17 protein-coding genes are annotated in these 18,131 nt (G+C 49.5%); 3 read left to right on the forward strand and 14 right to left on the reverse strand.

Annotation, left to right across the window (positions count from 1 at the left end; genetic code table 11):
• Positions 1–4 precede the first annotated feature (4 nt).
• Genes rnr through sppA form a run of 8 tightly spaced genes read right to left on the reverse strand, consistent with a single transcriptional unit; the run spans position 5 to position 8,693 of the window.
• Positions 5–2,071: a ribonuclease R gene (gene rnr, locus M4J38_RS09840; RefSeq protein ID WP_251759385.1), complete on the reverse strand. Its 2,067-nt coding sequence runs from the start codon at positions 2,069–2,071 to the stop codon at positions 5–7.
• Positions 2,068–3,156, reverse strand: coding sequence for a tetraacyldisaccharide 4'-kinase (gene lpxK, locus M4J38_RS09845; RefSeq protein WP_251759386.1), 1,089 nt, complete (start codon positions 3,154–3,156; stop codon positions 2,068–2,070). Before lpxK ends, rnr begins: the two co-directional genes overlap by 4 nt.
• Complete coding sequence (locus M4J38_RS09850; RefSeq protein WP_251759387.1) at positions 3,146–3,715, reverse strand: 5-formyltetrahydrofolate cyclo-ligase; 570 nt, start codon at positions 3,713–3,715, stop codon at positions 3,146–3,148. Before M4J38_RS09850 ends, lpxK begins: the two co-directional genes overlap by 11 nt.
• On the reverse strand, positions 3,712–4,386 hold the full coding sequence (gene bioD / locus M4J38_RS09855) for a dethiobiotin synthase (protein WP_251759388.1): 675 nt from the start codon (positions 4,384–4,386) through the stop codon (positions 3,712–3,714). The genes M4J38_RS09850 and bioD overlap by 4 nt, the downstream gene beginning before the upstream one ends.
• A 1-nt stretch (position 4,387) precedes the next feature.
• The gene (locus tag M4J38_RS09860) at positions 4,388–4,927 is read right to left on the reverse strand and encodes an RsmD family RNA methyltransferase (RefSeq protein ID WP_251759389.1); all 540 of its coding nucleotides are present in this window, start codon (positions 4,925–4,927) and stop codon (positions 4,388–4,390) included.
• Complete coding sequence (locus tag M4J38_RS09865; RefSeq protein ID WP_251759390.1) at positions 4,903–5,775, reverse strand: DUF3822 family protein; 873 nt, start codon at positions 5,773–5,775, stop codon at positions 4,903–4,905. Before M4J38_RS09865 ends, M4J38_RS09860 begins: the two co-directional genes overlap by 25 nt.
• A 23-nt stretch (positions 5,776–5,798) precedes the next feature.
• Positions 5,799–6,905 carry an ABC transporter permease gene (locus tag M4J38_RS09870; protein ID WP_251759391.1) on the reverse strand — a complete coding sequence of 369 codons (1,107 nt, stop codon included), beginning with the start codon at positions 6,903–6,905 and terminating at the stop codon, positions 5,799–5,801.
• Positions 6,906–6,908: 3 nt separating this feature from the next.
• The gene (sppA, locus tag M4J38_RS09875) at positions 6,909–8,693 is read right to left on the reverse strand and encodes a signal peptide peptidase SppA (RefSeq protein WP_251759392.1); all 1,785 of its coding nucleotides are present in this window, start codon (positions 8,691–8,693) and stop codon (positions 6,909–6,911) included.
• A gap of 62 nt (positions 8,694–8,755) precedes the next feature.
• On the opposite strand from sppA, the gene folK reads away from it, so the two are divergent.
• The gene (gene folK, locus M4J38_RS09880) at positions 8,756–9,235 is read left to right on the forward strand and encodes a 2-amino-4-hydroxy-6-hydroxymethyldihydropteridine diphosphokinase (RefSeq protein WP_251759393.1); all 480 of its coding nucleotides are present in this window, start codon (positions 8,756–8,758) and stop codon (positions 9,233–9,235) included.
• Between the two features lie 9 nt (positions 9,236–9,244).
• Here folK and M4J38_RS09885 read toward each other — a convergent pair whose 3' ends face one another.
• From M4J38_RS09885 to M4J38_RS09900, 4 genes are read right to left on the reverse strand one after another with little or no spacing between them, the layout of a single operon-like run.
• Positions 9,245–9,895: a gluconate 2-dehydrogenase subunit 3 family protein gene (locus M4J38_RS09885; protein WP_251759394.1), complete on the reverse strand. Its 651-nt coding sequence runs from the start codon at positions 9,893–9,895 to the stop codon at positions 9,245–9,247.
• A 7-nt stretch (positions 9,896–9,902) separates the two neighbouring features.
• A complete protein-coding gene (locus M4J38_RS09890) occupies positions 9,903–11,645 on the reverse strand; it encodes a GMC family oxidoreductase (protein ID WP_251759395.1) in 1,743 nt (580 codons plus the stop codon).
• Between the two features lie 52 nt (positions 11,646–11,697).
• The gene (locus M4J38_RS09895) at positions 11,698–12,033 is read right to left on the reverse strand and encodes a type II toxin-antitoxin system PemK/MazF family toxin (protein ID WP_251759396.1); all 336 of its coding nucleotides are present in this window, start codon (positions 12,031–12,033) and stop codon (positions 11,698–11,700) included.
• Positions 12,014–12,331: a ribbon-helix-helix domain-containing protein gene (locus M4J38_RS09900; protein ID WP_251759397.1), complete on the reverse strand. Its 318-nt coding sequence runs from the start codon at positions 12,329–12,331 to the stop codon at positions 12,014–12,016. The genes M4J38_RS09895 and M4J38_RS09900 overlap by 20 nt, the downstream gene beginning before the upstream one ends.
• Positions 12,332–12,436: 105 nt before the next feature.
• On the opposite strand from M4J38_RS09900, the gene M4J38_RS09905 reads away from it, so the two are divergent.
• On the forward strand, positions 12,437–13,498 hold the full coding sequence (locus tag M4J38_RS09905; RefSeq protein WP_251759398.1) for an acyl-CoA dehydrogenase: 1,062 nt from the start codon (positions 12,437–12,439) through the stop codon (positions 13,496–13,498).
• Here M4J38_RS09905 and M4J38_RS09910 read toward each other — a convergent pair.
• Complete coding sequence (locus M4J38_RS09910) at positions 13,481–14,692, reverse strand: PmoA family protein (protein WP_251759399.1); 1,212 nt, start codon at positions 14,690–14,692, stop codon at positions 13,481–13,483. The two genes, M4J38_RS09905 and M4J38_RS09910, sit on opposite strands and share 18 nt — an antisense overlap.
• 9 nt (positions 14,693–14,701) lie before the next feature.
• Complete coding sequence (locus M4J38_RS09915) at positions 14,702–15,358, reverse strand: HD domain-containing protein (protein ID WP_251759400.1); 657 nt, start codon at positions 15,356–15,358, stop codon at positions 14,702–14,704.
• A gap of 195 nt (positions 15,359–15,553) precedes the next feature.
• Here M4J38_RS09915 and ppsA point away from each other — a divergent pair, with 195 nt between their 5' ends.
• Positions 15,554–18,001: a phosphoenolpyruvate synthase gene (ppsA, locus tag M4J38_RS09920; protein ID WP_251759401.1), complete on the forward strand. Its 2,448-nt coding sequence runs from the start codon at positions 15,554–15,556 to the stop codon at positions 17,999–18,001.
• Positions 18,002–18,131 lie beyond the last annotated feature (130 nt).

Below are 18,131 nucleotides of genomic sequence, written 5' to 3' on the forward strand. Positions count from 1 at the left end.
ACGCCTATTGTTTTTTTGCTGATTTCTTTTTGCCGGGCTTCTGCTTCTGGCCGGAACCACCTTTCTTTTGCTGGTCTTTTTTCCTTGGAGGACGCTGTTCTTCGTGTTCCTCCTTAATAGCCGAGGCAATCACCCATTCATAATCAAGCTGCCGCTTGGTGAGATTCGCCGCCACTACTTTGATGGTCACTTTATCACCCATCCTGAACTTCCGGCCACTTCTTCTGCCCACCAGGGCGTAATCCGATTCCACATGCCGGAATTCATCGTAGTCACTCAAACTCGCGATGCTCACCAATCCTTCGCATTTGTGTTCCACGGTTTCCACCCAGAAGCCGAAGGAAGAAACGCCGGAGATCACGCCTTCAAACTCATCGCCGAGGTAATTGTGCATGTACTCCACCTGCTTGTATTTGTTGGATGCGCGTTCAGAATCCATGGCCGCACGTTCCCGTTCACTGGAGTGTTTGCATTTCTCTTCCAGGCGTTTATCGGGATGAATATTGTTATCCAGACATTCCTGCACAATCCGATGTACCATCACATCAGGGTACCGGCGGATGGGTGAAGTGAAGTGCGCGTAATGGGAGAATCCCAACCCATAGTGACCAATATTTCCGGTAGTATAAATCGCTTTGGCCATGGTGCGGATACCAAGTTGTTCCAAAACATGTTGTTCCGGCTTTCCGTGAACAGCGGCGAGCATTCCATTGAATGAGGCCGCGATTTTTTCTGGAGAAGTAAGGTCGAACCGGTGCCCGTATTTGAGCGCGAACTCCACGAATGGCTTTAGTTTCTCTTCATCGGGCTGATCGTGCACACGGTATGGGAACGGCACCTCCTTATCCTTGTATTTGATCTCGGAAACATGGGTGGCGACCGTGCGGTTCGCCAGCAACATAAACTCTTCGATCAACTGGTGCGATTCCTTACTTTCTTTTACTACAATGCCAACGGGTTTACCTTTCTCATCCAGTTTGAAACGTACTTCCGTAGAAGAGAAATTGATGGCGCCCTTATCGAACCTTTCTTTCCTGAATTGCTGCGCCAACTGGTTGAGGTGCAGTATTTCTTCTGCGTATAGTCCTTCCCTTTTTTCAATGATTTCCTGCACTTCTTCATAGGTGAACCGGTGGTCGGAATAAATAACCGTCCTGCCGATCCAGTATTTTTTCACCGTTCCCTTTTTATCCATTTCGAAAACGGCGGAGAAAGCGAGTTTCTCTTCTTTGGGCCGGAGGGAACACAACACGTTCGATATCTGCTCCGGCAACATGGGATTCACCCTGTCCGGCAGGTAAACGGAAGTCGCTCTTTTGTAGGCCTCTTTATCGAGTTCAGTCCCGGGTTCAACATAATGACTCACATCGGCGATGTGCACCCCAATCTCATACCCCGATTTTGTTTTGCGGTAAGAGATGGCATCATCAAAATCTTTGGCATCCACCGGATCAATGGTGAAGGTGAGTATTTTTCTGAAGTCCTTTCTTTTTTTAATCTCCGCTTTGGAGATCACGTCCGGCAACCTGGCCGCCTCTTCCATAACCTCATCCGGGAAATCGAGCGGGAAGCCGTTCTCCAGCAGTATTTCTTTCATGGCCGCGTCGTTGGCGTCTTCACTGCTCAGCAGGCTGACCACCACGCCTTCCGGCTTTTTATTTTTTTCCCATCTGGTGATGCGGGCCACCACCCTTTGCCCGTTCTCCGCGCCATTCAACTCGGTAAGCGGAATGTAGATATCGGGCATAGGTTTATCGTTGTCGGCGGTAAAGAACGCAAAGTTCCTGCTCACCTGTATGGTTCCGGTAAAATCCGTTTGTTTCCGGCTGATCACTTCGGTGATCACGCCCTGCATCCTCCCGCTCACAGGATTGTCTTTCGTTACGTCCACTTTTACGGTATCCCCGTGCAAAGCGGTAAGCATATCGGAAGGACGGATCATGATATCCCTTTCGAGACCATCCACGATCACGAAGCCCATTCCGGAGCGCGACACTTCCAGTTTACCCCTGAAACTGAGTTCCGGAGCCGATCTCTTCTTGCCTGGTTTGCCTTGTTTTTTTTTCTTCATGAAAGTGTATTATGGTTCATAGGGAATTTCTCTATGAATGTAAGGATTCTGCTATTAAATTGTTCAGCTTCCCCGAATAAAATGCGGTGCTCCACAGGCAGCACGAACACAGGAAGTTCCGACAGTTCTTTGCCAAATTTCAATAACCGTACCGCATCTTTTTCGGTGGTAAGAATTAGTTTATCGGGATTAGTGAGCGACTGAAACTTCCGTATGATCTCTTTTAGATCGTCTATCGAGAAGATGTGGTGATCGCCATAGGCCATCATCCAATAGGTCTTGGTATGCTCCTGCAGGTATTGTTTCAACGGGCGCGGATTGGCGATGCCGGACACCAGCAATACTTCGGTTTCTTCTACCAGCGGGGCGGTATTTCCTTTGATGATATGATATGGTTCACCGTAATGGATAGCCGAAAAATAAACTTCCTGCCCTGGTACCGGGTTTATTTCAGCCAATATTTCTTTTTTCTTTTCTGCTGAAAGATCATCCGGACACTTGGTAACCACGATAATATCCGCTCTTCTGGCGGAACGGCGCTCATCCCGCAAATCACCGGTGGGCATGAACCAGTCCCGTGTATAAAGGTTGCTGTAATCCGTAAGGAGGATGTTTAACCCGGGCTGCACCGGACGGTGCTGGAATACATCATCGAGAATAATCGCCTGCGTATCGGGCCGGTCGTGCAGCAGTTGGGGAATGGCTACAATTCTTTCTTCTCCCACCGCTACTGAAATACCAGGGAATTTCCTGTGGAACTGCATGGGTTCATCCCCAATCTCCAATGCGGTGGTATCCACACCAGCCAGCGCATAACCCTTTGTTTTCCTTTTGTAACCACGACTTAGGGTAGCCACGTTGTATTGGTCTTTCAGTAAACGAACAATGTATTCTACCATAGGCGATTTGCCCGTTCCGCCCAACGCGAGGTTACCTACACCGATCAGCGGCAGACTGAACCTCGCGGAGCGCAAAATGCCCTTATCGTAGAGTTTGTTCCTGATAAAAATATAAATACCGGCCAGCAGGGAGATTGGCAGCAACAACATGCGGACCGGCTTCAGCAGCGGGAAATTAAAATTCATAGCTATTTTCCGGTGTGATACAGTAATTTAAAGGTACGTCAAAATCAGCGGCATCCGTGATAACGGGAACAGGTTCGAAATAAGATAATCCCAGCTTAACCACATCGGGCCGACATTGCGCCAGGAAGCGGTCGTAATAACCTTTTCCATAGCCCACCCTGTAACCGCGTTCATCAAAACAGAGCAGCGGCACCAATACCAGGTCAATGGCTGAAGGTTCAATCACCGTTCCTTCTATTGGTTCGGGGATACCCCAGGTATTGGGTTGGTAAACGGTGTCATCGTCCACAACAATGTGTTCCATTTCAAAAGAGCCGGGATAAATACGGGGAACGGCCACCACCAGTTCGGGGTACTGAAAGCGGAGGTAATCGAGGATATGCGTGGTATCAAATTCTTTCTTCCCGGGACCGGCCATATAGCTGTGCGCCACGTTCAGTGATTCGAAATACAATTGCTGGAACCGGATCAGGAGCAGGTCGTCGGCACGGAGCACCTCCCTTTCGGATAACGCGTTCCTTTTTTCGATGTATATTTTCCGGAGTTCTTTTTTGGTCATAGTATCCTTTTTAAAGTATCCGCCCACTCCGTGGCCTGCGCGGCAATTGTTTCCGGGGTGATGGCTGGCAGTTCGGGGAACGCGGCTAGTTGGGGCAACCCGCTCCAGTGGCATATTTCATCGGCATAATGCCCATAGCTTCCATTGAAGATCCAGCCTTTCACTTCAATATCTTTCATCCTGCAGTACTCTGCCGAAAGCATGGAGTGGTTGATGCTTCCCAGGTAATGCCTGCTCACTAAAATTGAAGGGATACTCAGTTGTTTGATCATATCCCCAACAAACTGTTTTTCGTTGAGCGGCACCATGATACCGCCTGCGCCTTCAATCAACAGGTATTGTTTCCCAGAAGAGGTTTTGCTGATGTGTTCCAGTATATTCCTGAAATCGCGCGTGATCTTTTTAATATCGATCTGAACCTTTTCGTCCCTGGCGGCCCAGTGTGGGGAAGCGGGCTTCAGCAAACGATAACTTTCGGGCAGTATTTTTTCGGCGGGCATATCCGCTAACGCAGCAACTGTTTGCTGATCGGTCCCGGGTTCCAGTCCGGCCTGGATGGGCTTCCAGTACCATGCGTTCAACGCACGTGCTACAATCGCTGACGATACAGTTTTGCCCACATCGGTACCAATGCCCGTAATAAAGTAAGGCACAACGGTTGTTTCCTGCATATTACCGGTTGATGAAGAATGAGAATACAGTGGTGCCATAGTTCCGTTCCTGTACGAACAGCGGATAGCCTTCATAGTTGTTCCGTGGCGTATGTTCCAGGATGAACCAGCCGTTAGGCTTCAGGAGTTTTTTCTCCACCACTTTCACCGGAAGCAGGTCGATCGTTTCCAGCGCATACGGCGGGCCGGCGAAGATAAGATCGTATTGCTCCTGGCACAGGTCCATGAATTTGAACACTTCACTTTTCACCACATCAAGGTGCTTCAACCCAAGTTCTGCCGCTGTTTTTTTGATGAAAGCGTGCATAGTGGGGTCCTTCTCCACGATGGTCTGATCAGCGGCACCACGGGACCCCAGTTCGTAACTGATGCTGCCGGTGCCCCCGAAAAGATCCAGCGTTTTGATGCCTTCTATTTCAATGTTGTTCTGAATGATGTTGAAAAGCCCCTCTTTCGCGATATCGGTGGTGGGGCGTGTGTAGGGCATTTTAGCGGGAGGACTTACTTTTCTTCCTCCTAAGCTACCGCTGATGATACGCATAATGCCAGTTTAGATATGGTATGAAAATAATGTGCGGGGTATTGACTGAATTCTTCCGTATGGTCCACACCGGAAGGTTTTTCCGCGAAGCGGGTTTCCCGGAAATATTTACTGATCTCCTGTTCCAGCGCGGAGTCCATTTCCACCATCCCGCTCAATACGACCGGAATGGCTTCCGCGTCCAGCCCAAACTGCTGGCGGATATTCAACAGGAAATATGCCGCTTCCACGCCGTTGCCGCAAGGGTAAGACTGCATCAGCTGAAGTTTCCCATCCAATGTAAGCTGTACCGTCATTCTGCCTGCGCCAATCACCACCTCCATTTCATCCTGAACGGGATTGACCGCGTTGAAGCGAGCCATAACGGAATAAATATGTGTGGCAGATTCTTCTCCGAAACGGGAGCCGATGAGGTCATACAAAGAAGAAGGCACCCGGTACACGCAATAGAACCCGCATTTCTCTACCAGTTCATTGATCACGTCGCCATCGGGAAGATCACCCGAAACGGTATTCAATACCAATTCCTGGATGGAAGGATCGTGCAGTTCTTCGGGAAAAAGCAATGCGTCGCTGGTATTGAAACAAATCCATACCGCACGGTATTGTTTCCTGATCCATTCATGGGTGAGCAGGAAATCTTCCAACTGGCGGTAAATCTCTTCGAACGATTCGGGCAACTGGTAATGTTCCAGCCCGGTGAGCAGTTGTTTTTCACCGTTGTACACGGCGAGTGTAACCGATCTGCCGCCGATCTCCAGGAGCAGGTGCCGGTCGTGTTCCTGGCCGCCTTCCCTGAACGGATTGCCTATTTTGAAAGAAGGGATCAATTCAATACTGCTGGTCATGCTGCAATATTACGAATTTAGGGCTACTCCCACCTGAACAACTTCACGGCAGCGGCATACACCAGGACGATCCAGATGCCCAATGCGCCAAGCTGTTTACCGCAATCCACCAGGTGCATCCCTTCAAACGCCACGTTGCGCATGGCATCGTTCAGGTAAGTTAACGGCAGCACCCTGCAAAACGGCTGGAGCCAGGATGGGAAAGCGTCTATGGAGAAAAAAGTGCCCGCCAGCAGGAACTGCGGCATGGTCACCATGTTGGCGATGGGGGGCACCGCCGATTCATTCTTCGCGATACCGCTCACCACAAAGCCAAAGCCCATAAAAACGAACAGTCCGATCAGACTCAGCGCCAGCAATTCAATAAAAGTGACCCATCCATGCACCAACGTAAATTGAAAGAAAAAATGCCCAACAAGCAATATCACGATGGCTGTTGAAAGTTGGAAGATGACCCGGCTGATCCCCTCTCCCACCAGGATGGAAGCGCGGGTAACCGGTGTGGCAAAAAAACGCTTCAGCACAAGTGTTTGGCGCAGGCCGATGAAAAGGAACGCCACGCCGAAAACACCGGCACTCAGCAGGGAGAAGCCCAACTGGCCCGGCAGAATAAAATCTATGGTACGATACACCCTCCCTTTCACCGCCTGGGATGCTATTTCAACCTCAGCGATGGTGGGGCGGTCAGGAAAAAGCGCCGCGTTCAGCCCGCTGATCTTCCCTTCCAGCAAAGAACGCAATACCTGCACCTGTTGCGGGTTCACCGCATCAGAAGTGAGGATGCTGATCCTATAGGAAGAATCGCCCGCCTTCGGCGGAAGGATGTTCAGCAATGCGGTCATTCTTCCTTTCTGCAATTCTTCCATCATTGAAGCGTAAGTACCGGATTGAATATTTAGTCCCTTTAAATCCTTCAGCGACTGAAACACGATGTTGCTGGTATCGGAAGCGGGGTCGAATCCTACTTTCAACGATACTTTGCCGCCGCTTCCGAGGAAGCCGAACACCAGAATAAAAATCAGGGGAAAACCGAGGCTGAACACCACGGTGGAAGGACTTCTGAAAATAGCGCGCAGACTCGCTTTCGCGACGGCCATCGTGGCCCTGACCTGGCTGTATTGTTTACTCATGTATTATTGTTCTACGGAAAATCTGCCTGGGTGTACCAGGATATCGAATGGCATACGGGTTTGTGCCTGGTTCAGGTGCTGACGGATGAACCTGGCGCGTTGGTAAAGCGCGAACCCTTCCGCACCAAGTTCTTCTTTCAGGGCATTTGTCCTGACGGCTTCTTTGCCTGTGTTGAAAATTTTATCCAGGAAGGATTGCGGCTCCGGGAATTCACGCACCCTGTAATCGGAAACTTTGGCCATGCGCGCAGCGCAGGCGATCGCGTCTTCGAGCCCACCGAGCTTATCGATCAGGCCAAGTTTCAGCGCGCGCTCTCCTGTCCATACCCGCCCCTGTGCGATACTGTCCACATACTCCATGGAAAGTTTCCGGGCATCAGAAACACGGGTTTTAAAATCGAGGTATATCTGGTCGATCTCCTGTTGTATCCACGCTTTTTCTGTTTCGTTCAATGGCCGGAATGCATTGCCCATATCGGCCAATGGTGCAGTTTTTACGCCATCGAATGTAACACCCAGCTTTTGATCCATGAACTGTTTCAGGTTGAAGATCATTCCGAACACGCCAATAGAACCCGTAATGGTATTGGGCTGCGCGAAAATACTATCGCCCGCGCAAGCCATATAGTATCCGCCGGAAGCGGCCACATCGCCAAAACTCACCACAACGGGCTTGTCTTTCCGGGCGAGCGACAATTCCCGCCAGATGGTTTCACTCGCGATGGAAGAACCTCCACCTGAATTGATCCGGAGCACGATGGCCTTTACGGCTTTATCGGTGCGGGCTTTATGGATAAGATTACGGTAAGTATCGGAACCAATCTGTCCTTCAGCGCCTTTCCCGGATAAGATATCTCCTTCCGCATAGATTACAGCGATCCTGTTAGACATTGAGCCTGTTCGTTTGTAATTCACCGCTTTGGAATAACTGCCCATGCTCACGAAAGAGATGGCCGCATCTTTAGCGAGTTTCAGGTGCGTGCGCAACTCGGCTTTCACTTCATCATCGTATTTCAACCCATCTATCAGTTTTTGGGAAACGGCATCCTGAGCGGTCTTTACAGCAGCGTTTAAAGTAAGTGCACGAAGCGTAGCCGTATCCACCTGACGTGCCTCAGCCGTTGTAACCAGCATACGGCGATACATATCCTCCAGCATTTCGAGGGTCTGGAGTTTGTTGGCATCGGTCATTTTATATTCGCGGAGCGGCTCGGTAGCGCTTTTGAATTTGCCGGCGTAAAATATCTGCGGTTCTATTTCCAGTTTATCCAGCGTTCCTTTGATGAAAGGTATCTGGGCTGAAAGGCCCATCCATTCCATGCCGCCTTTTGGGTGCACGTACACTTTATTAGCCGCGTTCGCCACAAAATATGCTTTCTGCGAGATGTATTCGGCGTAGGCGATCACCGGTTTTCTTTTGGACCGGAAGCGGATCACAGCGTTCCTGATTTCTTCAGAAGCGGCAAACCCATTTGGGTTATTGCCCGCTTTAATGTAGAGCGCTTTAATGGAAGAATCTTTGGCGGCCTTGTCAATCAGCCTTACCACATCGTATAGTCCAGGTACAAGGCGATCGGATTCTCCTGAAAGTTCCGCGATGGGATCCTGCAGTTCCTGTTCCATGTATGGCAGGCTAAGATCAAGCACCAGCACCGATTTCGCGGCAACGGCTTCGGGCTCTTTTGAGGTGAGTCCGGCCACCACCATCATCATGATAAAAAAGCCTATCAGCGAAAAAACGACGAGCGCCAGCAGGGAGGCGAAAAAGAATTTGAAGAAACTTCTCATTGTGCTACCGGTTCTTTGAAAATAAATTTAAAGATATTTGCAGCCTTCAACCTGGCGGATATATGAATCAGGCTTATTTACTGATAGGCGGCAATTTAGGTGAAAAAAGGAGAAATCTTGAACTGGCGGCCACTTTGATCGGGAAAAAGGTCGGTTCCATTCAAAAAACATCCCCTTTTTACGCAACGGAAGCCTGGGGCAAAACCGATCAACCGGCTTTTCTCAACCAGGCTTTGCTGGTGGAGACTGCACTCGGGCCGCACGAGCTACTGAGCGTATTGCTCGCTATTGAAGCGGAATGCGGACGGGTAAGGAAGGAAAAATATGGTCCCCGCCTCATCGACATTGATATTATTTTTTACAATGAGTTCGTGCTTTCTACCCCCGAACTCACCATCCCCCACCCCCAGATGGCTTTCCGCAGGTTTGTGCTCACGCCACTGAATGACATTGCAGGCACATTTGTACATCCTGTGCTGCGTAAGCCAGTTTCAGCATTGCTTGCGGAATGTACCGATAAACTCGATGCCATTAAGGTTTAAACGTTTCCACTAAAAGCTCAGGCATTCTTTTAATTCCTTCTCGGAATATGCCAAGTTGTATTGCGCAAGCACTTCTGCCGGTACGCCGTTCCACTGGTTGGGTTTGTTCCCTGCGTAACCAATATCTTTTACGCCCATTTCGGAAGTGTAAAAACCCGTTGCGGTAAGGTTCCGCATCAATGAAAAGAAGGCCACGCCCTGCGCCATTTCTTTTTTGGCCTTGTTGGGATAGGCGATCTGGTCCACGATTTCGATCCTTTGCTCCGGCGAACAGGCCACGAAAGGTTTTTCGAAACGTTTAAGGCATTGCAGGTTGAGCCAGCGCAAGCCACCGCGCATGGGCACCTGGTGCCGGGGCATGTCTTTCACGATGAACTCGATAAATGCTGGTACACCGGCCTGCGAAGCGCTGCCGCTCACGTCATCCGCCGGGATGATGATATCGGCCAGCACGGTGATGGTTTCCATTTCTTCTTTGGTGAAGAACGTTTGTGCCATGAGCGCGGTATCTCTTTCCAGTTCCGGGGCAGCCCTGTCGAAGTTGAAAGCAGGTTCCTCTTTCTTTACCGCCTTTTCATCGGAAGTAGCACAGCCTGCGGCCACCGCACCTGAAGCAATAGCACCTGTAGCAATCAGTTTGAGTGATTTCCTTCTATCCATAACCAGGTCAGATGTTTTGTTTTTTCATTTCGTCCATGATGTACTCGCTGGCCCTCATCGACAAGGCGAGAATCGTCCATGTAATGTTCTTATCCGCCTGCGATACGAAAGCACCGCCATCCACGACGAACAGGTTCTTGCAATCGTGCGCCTGGTTCCATTTGTTAAGCGCTGAGGTTTTCGCATCGTTGCCCATGCGCACCGTACCCGCCTCGTGGATGATCTTGCCTGGTGTTTCGAGGCCATAATTGTTTTCCGGCCCGTCGTTTCCACCCCAGGTAATGATGGCCCCCATATTGTGCATCATTTCCTTAAACGTTTCCTTCATGTGCTTTGCCTGCGCGATTTCGTGCTCGCTCCATTTCACATTAAACTTCAGTACCGGGATACCGTATTTATCCACCACGTTCGGATCTATGGCGCAATGGTTCTCGCGGCTGGCGATTGCTTCGCCCCTTCCGGCCATACCCACTGAAGCCCCATAGAAAAAACGATAGTCTTCTTTCAAAGATTTTCCATATCCACCCGCTTCTTTCTGTACGCCTTTCACCATCATCTTCCCGTTCATATTTTCAATACCATCCGTAAACCCGTAGGCTGGTTTTGAAAAGCCGCCCCAATACTCAATATGGTATCCTCGTGGGAAATCCAGCTTTTTATTATCGAGCCACCACGGGGTATATACGTGCATCCCGCCCACGCCGTCTTCGTTGTAGCGCTTACGGTCGAAGAGCTGCGGCAGAACGCCTCCCAATGATGCGCCCGTGGAATCATGCAGGTACCTGCCCACCACATCGCTGCTGTTGGCAATCCCGTTCGGGTGCCGGTCGGATTTTGAGTTGAGCATCAACCGCGCACTTTCGCATGCGCTCGCCGCCAGGATCACCACCCTTCCGAAGACCTGGTATTCATTCAGGTCATCCTTGTTTACATAAGAGATGCCCGTTGCCAATCCTTCCTGGTTGGTGAGGACTTCCCTCGCCATGGCATTGGGAATCACGTCCAGGTTGCCGGTTTTCATAGCCGGATAGATCAGCACATTAGAGGAGGAGAAATCCGCCTTAGCCATACTACAGTTCCTGTTGCATTGCGAACAGAAAAAGCACACGCCTCTGTCGTCATTGATCTTTTGAGTAAGGATCGACATCCTCGATGGGATCACCGGAATGCCCATTCCCTCCCCGGCTTTTTTGATGAACATTTCGTGCAGCCGCGGCTTTGGTGGCGGCAGGAAAATACCATCAGGTTCATTTTCGATTCCTTCTTTTGAGCCAAAAATCCCGATCATACGATCCACCCGGTCGTAGAACGGACTGATATCGTCGTACCCGATAGGCCAGTCGTCGCCCAGCCCATCGATACTTCTTCTTTTAAAATCTTTCGGCCCGAACCGGAGAGAAATCCTGCCCCAATGGTTCGTTCTTCCGCCGAGCATTCTTGCCCGGAACCAGTCCCATTCGGTTCCTTTCTCTTTGGTATACGGCTCCCCATCTATATCCCATCCATGGTAACATGCATCAAAATCCCCGAAAGGACGAAACTTTGTCCCTGCCCCCCTGCGGGGAGAGTCCCATGGATTTTTCAGTTGTGTGATGTTCTTCTGCGGATCGTACATAGGTCCTGCTTCAATCAGGCAGACTTTAAGTCCGGCGTTGGCCAGCATATAAGCCGCCATACCGCCACCTGCGCCCGAACCTACTATTACCGCATCGTACTGTTTAGCGTTCTTCTTGATCTGTATGTCTCCCATAGTGCAACGTTATCAATCATTGCGATGAATGTACATATTTTTCCGGTATCCATCACAAATCCAGCAACACCCGCATATTTGACCGGAGTTTCTCCGCTTGCGCGGCGGGAATCTTACCCAGCCTTTTTATAAGTCGCCTGTTGTCTATTGCGCGCAACTGATCCACCAATATATCGCTTGCATGGTCCAGCATTCCTTTTTTAAGATGCACCCTTAGTAATTCCGCCTGTTTATTTACATTGGTAGAAACAGGACAAATCAAAGTAGATGGATGGATGCCGTTCAACAAATCAGTCTGAACAATCACAACCGGGCGCGTTTTTCCAGGCTCTGTTCCAATGGCAGGTTCCAGGTTAGCCAACCATACTTCAAACTGTCGTATTCCCATCAAACATTTTTTCAAACTCCCGCAATACCTCCATTGAGTCCGGAGCCACCAATCCTGATTCCCGAACCAACTGTTGCTTTAACAACCGTCGTTTATTGTATATGTTATATGCTTTTACCGCTTCATTAATGTACCTGTTTCTCGGCAGATGCATTTTTGAAGTAATTGCTTCTGCCTCCTCAAAAATGGCTTCATCCAGTTTGAGCGAAAGTGTTTTCATATTCAGTCCATTTCCATAAAGGTATATATTATCGGTATACACTTTTTCTCTCTTAAAAATTTCACCAGTTTTATCCATGGCCCCTTCATTTCAGCAAATTTATGCCGGGCAAAAATGTTTTCAAGCCGTGTTTTAACCCAATCCATACCAGTAAAAAACGGATTTACAAACTACCTTTACACCATGTTACAAGATGATATTTCACCCATCACGGACCTGGAAAGCAAGCTGCTCCTGCAATACACGAATCAGTCAGCAACAAATGAGCAGCTTATCCCTGAACTAATCTCCCTGATTCATTCCAAAGGATGGTTCCGTGCATTGATCGATGATACTTCCTGGCAACATCCGGTTTCATTGCCTGAGCTGCTCGCATTGGAAGAGGCGCTTGCCCGGATCGATGGTAGTCTTGGGTGGACGGTAACGCTTTGCAGTGGTGCGGGCTGGTTCGCAGGTTTCACTGCTGAACAGACCAGGAAAGAATTTTTCAGCGGACCCGAAGTTTGTATTGCAGGCAGTGGCGCCGTTGGCGGCAAAGCCGAAGTTACTGAGGGAGGTTATATCATCAGCGGCTACTGGAAATATGCCACGGGCGCGCCTTACGCCACTGCCTTTACGGGCAATTGCACCACGGGCACCGGTGAAGTACTTGCGTTTCTTTTCAAAAAAGAAGAAATAACATTGCACCAAACCTGGAACAGCATAGGTATGACCGCAACCGCGAGCCATGCTTTCTCCGTTGAAGCGCTGTTCTTACCAGCTTCGCGCGCTTTCCGTATCGCGCCTGAATACGCTACGCACCCACATCCCATTTATCAATATCCTTTCCTGCAACTGGCGGATACTACGCTTTCCATCAATATGGCGGGTATGGCTCGCCACTTTTTAGACCTTAGTTACGCGGTGTTTTTCTCAGAAGAATTTGCATTAAAAAACGGAGACCTCCGGGCCGGGCAAATCAGGGCAGCATGGATCTCGCAGCACAATTTATTGCTGACTACAAAGCATAATTTTTATACTTCCGTGCATCGTTCCTGGGAGGTTTGTGAACAAGGGCAAAAGCTGAATGATGCACTCCTGGAGGCGGTATCTGCCAGGAGTCTGGCACTCGCGAAAACAGCACGCGATGTTGTGACTAATCTCTTTCCTTATGGCGGGTTAAGTTTCGCCGATAAGGCTCAGCTCATCAACAGGATTTGGAGAGACATTAATACAGCAGGACAGCACTCACTTCTTGTACGTTAATTTCATTACTGGCGCTGATATCCAATTTTGTTCTTCCTGTAAAAGCCTGTTTTTCCCAGGATAACCATCATAGGTAAAATAACGGTACCTGGCTTTGTATTTTTCACCGGGCGCAATCGCGAAACCCTCATTCACTACGGGTGAAAAAACAAAATAAGGCATGGAGAGATGAACGCGTACCGGCTGCGGGTAACGAAAATTTGCGGGATGATCATACACCACCATTCCATTACCTGAAGCACCTGTTCCTGAAACCTTTACCCATCTTGCCGGCTTATGGTTGGCGGCTTCGTTCTCTTCTCCTGCTGCATTAATCACTTTCCAGTTTTCTTCGAAATGCGCTGAATCTTCTTTGTTCCATCTGGCCGCCCCCCTCAAGGCCATACCACCATAAATATATTTGGGCAGGAAAAGCGTATCGCCGGTAACATTCGTTTGTTCTGTATGCAGGTCGAATAAAAAAGTTCCAGGAAGATTGTATATACGGAGTTCCCACTTCTCGTCCAGTACTGTACCATATTTCAGACTTTCCTGCGCCAGCCGCAGTTTCAATTGTACACATACTGGTCCTGAGTTCATTGTTTCCACGGCAACATGCTTTGCGGTACCCGTTAACTGGTGCTGGTTCCAGAAATCAGTTTTCTCCCCTTTAAAAATAGTATTCACCCATGCGGAAAAAAGCGCATGTTGGTGCGTGTGACCTACCGGAAAATCATCCGTTAAAACCTTTCCTCCCGGGGTATAAACAGGATGAATAAACCCACTCCTTTTATATACTGAGCCGGAATCTCCTCCCGGATATTTTACGGAGGTATGGTAGAAAAACACGGGCTGTTCGCCGTTTTTTACCAGGATGCCGCTATCCGTTTTTTCCGCATGTACAAACTGTTTATCCTGACGCTTGTTGCGAACAAAACGAAATACTTCAGTCTGCCCCTGTTGTAAAGTATCCGTCAGGAGAAAAACCAATTCCTCATCCGACAATCTTTGCAAAGCGAATCTTTTTTTTGATCGCCGGTTTTCCAGTTCATATTCCACGCCATCTTTCCATGCTTTTGGAACGGGGATAAACACCGGTCCCGGGAACCGCTGGTTCAAACCAGTTTCCATTTTCAGTTCCGGCATTTGTTGTGCGGATACCGGAGCAAAAAAGGTAGCCCCAACAATTAAGCATACAGTGAAAAAACTTTTCATGAGCAGGTATTAAAACGCGATTTCGGAAAGTAAACGGGACCTGAATGCGGTTATATACGCCGCTCTTTCTTCCGCCATTTCTTTTCCAGCCGTCGTTTTCATGGTGGCGGGGAGGGTGAGCAGCTTCACTTCAATATGATCCAGGGCGAACAACTTATCGTTTAACGGTCTTTTCTCTGCCAACGGATCTTCCGGATCAAACAGGTTGCCGTTCATTCGTCCGGCGGTATAGAATAACCTTGCGATTCCCAGGGCCCCCAATGCTTCCATCCGATCGGCATCCTGTAATATCGCGGCTTCCGGTGTTTGAGTGGGTATATTCGCCGAAAAGCTGTGCGCATGAATGGCATGGTGCACCGCAGGATACAAATCCGGAGGAAATGCCGGGAAAGTTGTTCTTAAAATCTCCAATGCTTTATCCGCGCTCATGCGGGAAGAAGCGGCACGATCAGGATGATCTTTCGGCAGCGCGATGAAATCATGAAAATAAGCGGCACATAGTAACACCAGCCTGTCAATGCTTCCCCCCTCTTTATCTGCAATGGAGGTTGCGTATTGCCATACCCGGTGCAGATGATGGAGGTCGTGCGCGCCATCGCCTGTTGCCCAATGCTTTTGCAGAAAATCAACAAACTGTGTGCGCCAGAATTCCGTGGTCATGCTCATACAAATCGTGCTTATCCCATAAATGTAGTACACCTTTTAAAAAAGCAGACAAATGATTGCTTTTGTCGGGAAGAACGCCCATTTTGTGTAGAAGACAAGCGGGGGCATTTCAATTTTCGGAACATTTGCCGTACCCTTTCTAAGCACTTGCTGCATTTCCCTGTGTATTTATTCACTTGCCATAAATGTACAGCTATGCACAAAAATGCGATTGTTTTGCCATTAAAAGCCGTTGGACTGGACGACCTGGAACTGGTTGGCGGAAAGAACGCCTCATTGGGTGAAATGCTCCAGCACCTCACTGCTGCCGGAATACGAATACCTGACGGATTCGTGATTACCGTAGAAGCCTACCGCAGGTTTATCGCGTACAACCAGCTTGACCAGCAAATCCGGGACATCATTCAACAAGTTGACGTAAACCAGATCGAATCGCTCCGCCGGGGTGGCTTGCGTGTGCGCCAACTGATCCAGAACAGCCGCTTCCCGCCTGAGTTCAGCGCCGAAATCATCGAGGCTTATAAAATGCTCTCCGCTGATTATGACCAGGAGTTCACTGATGTGGCCGTACGCTCTTCTGCCACTGCGGAAGACCTCCCCGACGCGTCTTTCGCTGGTCAGCAGGAAACCTACCTTAACGTACGCGGCCCGGTATCACTGATGGATGCCGTGCGCAACTGTTTCGCCTCACTTTTCACCGACCGCGCCATCAGTTACCGGGAAAGCTTTGGGTACGACCATTTCAGCATCGGACTTTCCGTTTGCGTACAGAAAATGGTACGTTCCGACCTCGGCATCTCAGGGGTCGCCTTCTCGCTGGATACTGAAAGCGGTTTTCCACACACCGTATTGATCAACGCCTCGTTCGGATTGGGCGAAATGATTGTACAGGGTTCAGTTTCCCCTGATGAATACCTTGTTTTCAAACCCGCATTAGAAAAGGGCTTCCCGGCAATCATCGAGAAAAAGATCGGTCAGAAAGACAAAATGATGGTGTATGGCGATGACCCAGATGAACGCGTAAAAATCATTCCGACAGAAAAATCAGTACGGCAGAAATTCTGTCTCAAAGATGAATCCATCCTTGAACTCGCCGTTTGGGTGAGCAACATCGAAAAGTACTATTCCCAAAGAAAAGGGAAATGGACCCCGATGGATGTGGAATGGGCCGTGGACGGACTTTCCGGGCAGTTGTTCATTCTCCAGGCGCGTCCCGAAACCATTCACTCCCGTAAAGACCCCGCAAAACTAACGGGTTACCGCATTACAGATGAGAACCGTCAATCAAAAAAAATCCTGGACGGCATTGCCGTTGGCGACAAAGTAGCCTCAGGTAAGGTAAGCATCCTTTATTCACTCGACAAACGCCTCACGGAAGGCAACGAATTCAGGGAAGGCGATGTACTGGTAACCGAAATGACGGATCCCGACTGGGAGCCCGTGATGAAAAAAGCGGCCGCTATTATCACCAACAAAGGAGGCAGGACCTGCCATGCAGCTATCGTGGCCAGAGAAATGGGCATCCCGGCAATAGTGGGTTGTGGCAACGCCACACAATTACTCGCCGATGGACAACTGGTGACCGCCTCCTGCGCTGAAGGCGATACCGGCCATATTTATGAAGGCGAAATACCTTTCGAAACATCGTTTACTGATGTACGGGATATCCCTGAAACCCGAACGAATATTATGCTGAACGTGGCTTCTCCTTCCATGAGTTTCCAGTTCGCGGCGCTGCCCAATAAAGGCGTTGGACTCGCCAGGGAAGAATTCATCATCAACAACTACATCCAGGTGCATCCACTTGCGTTGTTGCGCCACAGAACACTGAATGATCCCGAACTCACAGCCGAGATAGAAAAAAGAATGGCTGGCTTTGCTGACGAAGAAGATTTCTTCATTCAGAAACTATCTTTCGGCATCGCGAAGATCGCTTCCGCTTTCTACCCTGAAAAAGTGATCGTGCGGTTCTCCGACTTCAAGAGCAACGAATACTTCAACCTGCTGGGCGGAAAATATTTTGAACCTTCCGAAGAGAACCCGATGATCGGCTGGAGAGGTGCTTCGCGGTATTACAGTGACGCGTACAAAGAGGCTTTCGGACTGGAATGTAAAGCGATCAGCCATGTACGCAACCACCTCGGATTAAGCAATGTGGTGGTGATGGTTCCTTTCTGCAGAACAGTGGAAGAACTGTTGGCCGTGTATGAAGTGATGAAAAAATACGGACTGGAAAGAGGAAAAGACGGGCTGGAAGTCTTTCTGATGGCAGAGATTCCTTCCAACATCATTATGGCGGAAGCGTTCGCGCAACACATTGATGGGTTCTCCATTGGCTCGAATGACCTGACGCAGCTTACGCTTGGGCTGGACCGGGATTCTTCATTGGTGGCGCATTTGTACAATGAAATGAATCCCGCGGTAAAAGAGATGATCCGGATGCTGATCAGGACGGCGAAAAGATGTGGGGTGAAAGTAGGCATCTGCGGGCAGGGACCATCGGATAATCCGGCATTCGCGCAGTTTCTGGTGGAGGAAGGGATTGATAGTATTTCGGTAACGCCGGATTCATTGGTAAAGACGGTGCAGGCGATTGCGGAGTTGGAGGAGCGGCATAGGGAGAAGGTGGTGGTGCACGTGTAACAGTTTGTTTCCTGAAGGTGTGGTGAGATTTTTTCACGCAATTGCTTCGGCCTTGCGGCCTCGCAACGCACTGCTTCGTACCTCGCAGGAGCAAGGACGCAAAGCATAGACTGGTTGGTGAGCGGTTGAA

The organism is Parasegetibacter sp. NRK P23, assembly GCF_023721715.1.
Lineage (GTDB): Bacteria > Bacteroidota > Bacteroidia > Chitinophagales > Chitinophagaceae > Parasegetibacter.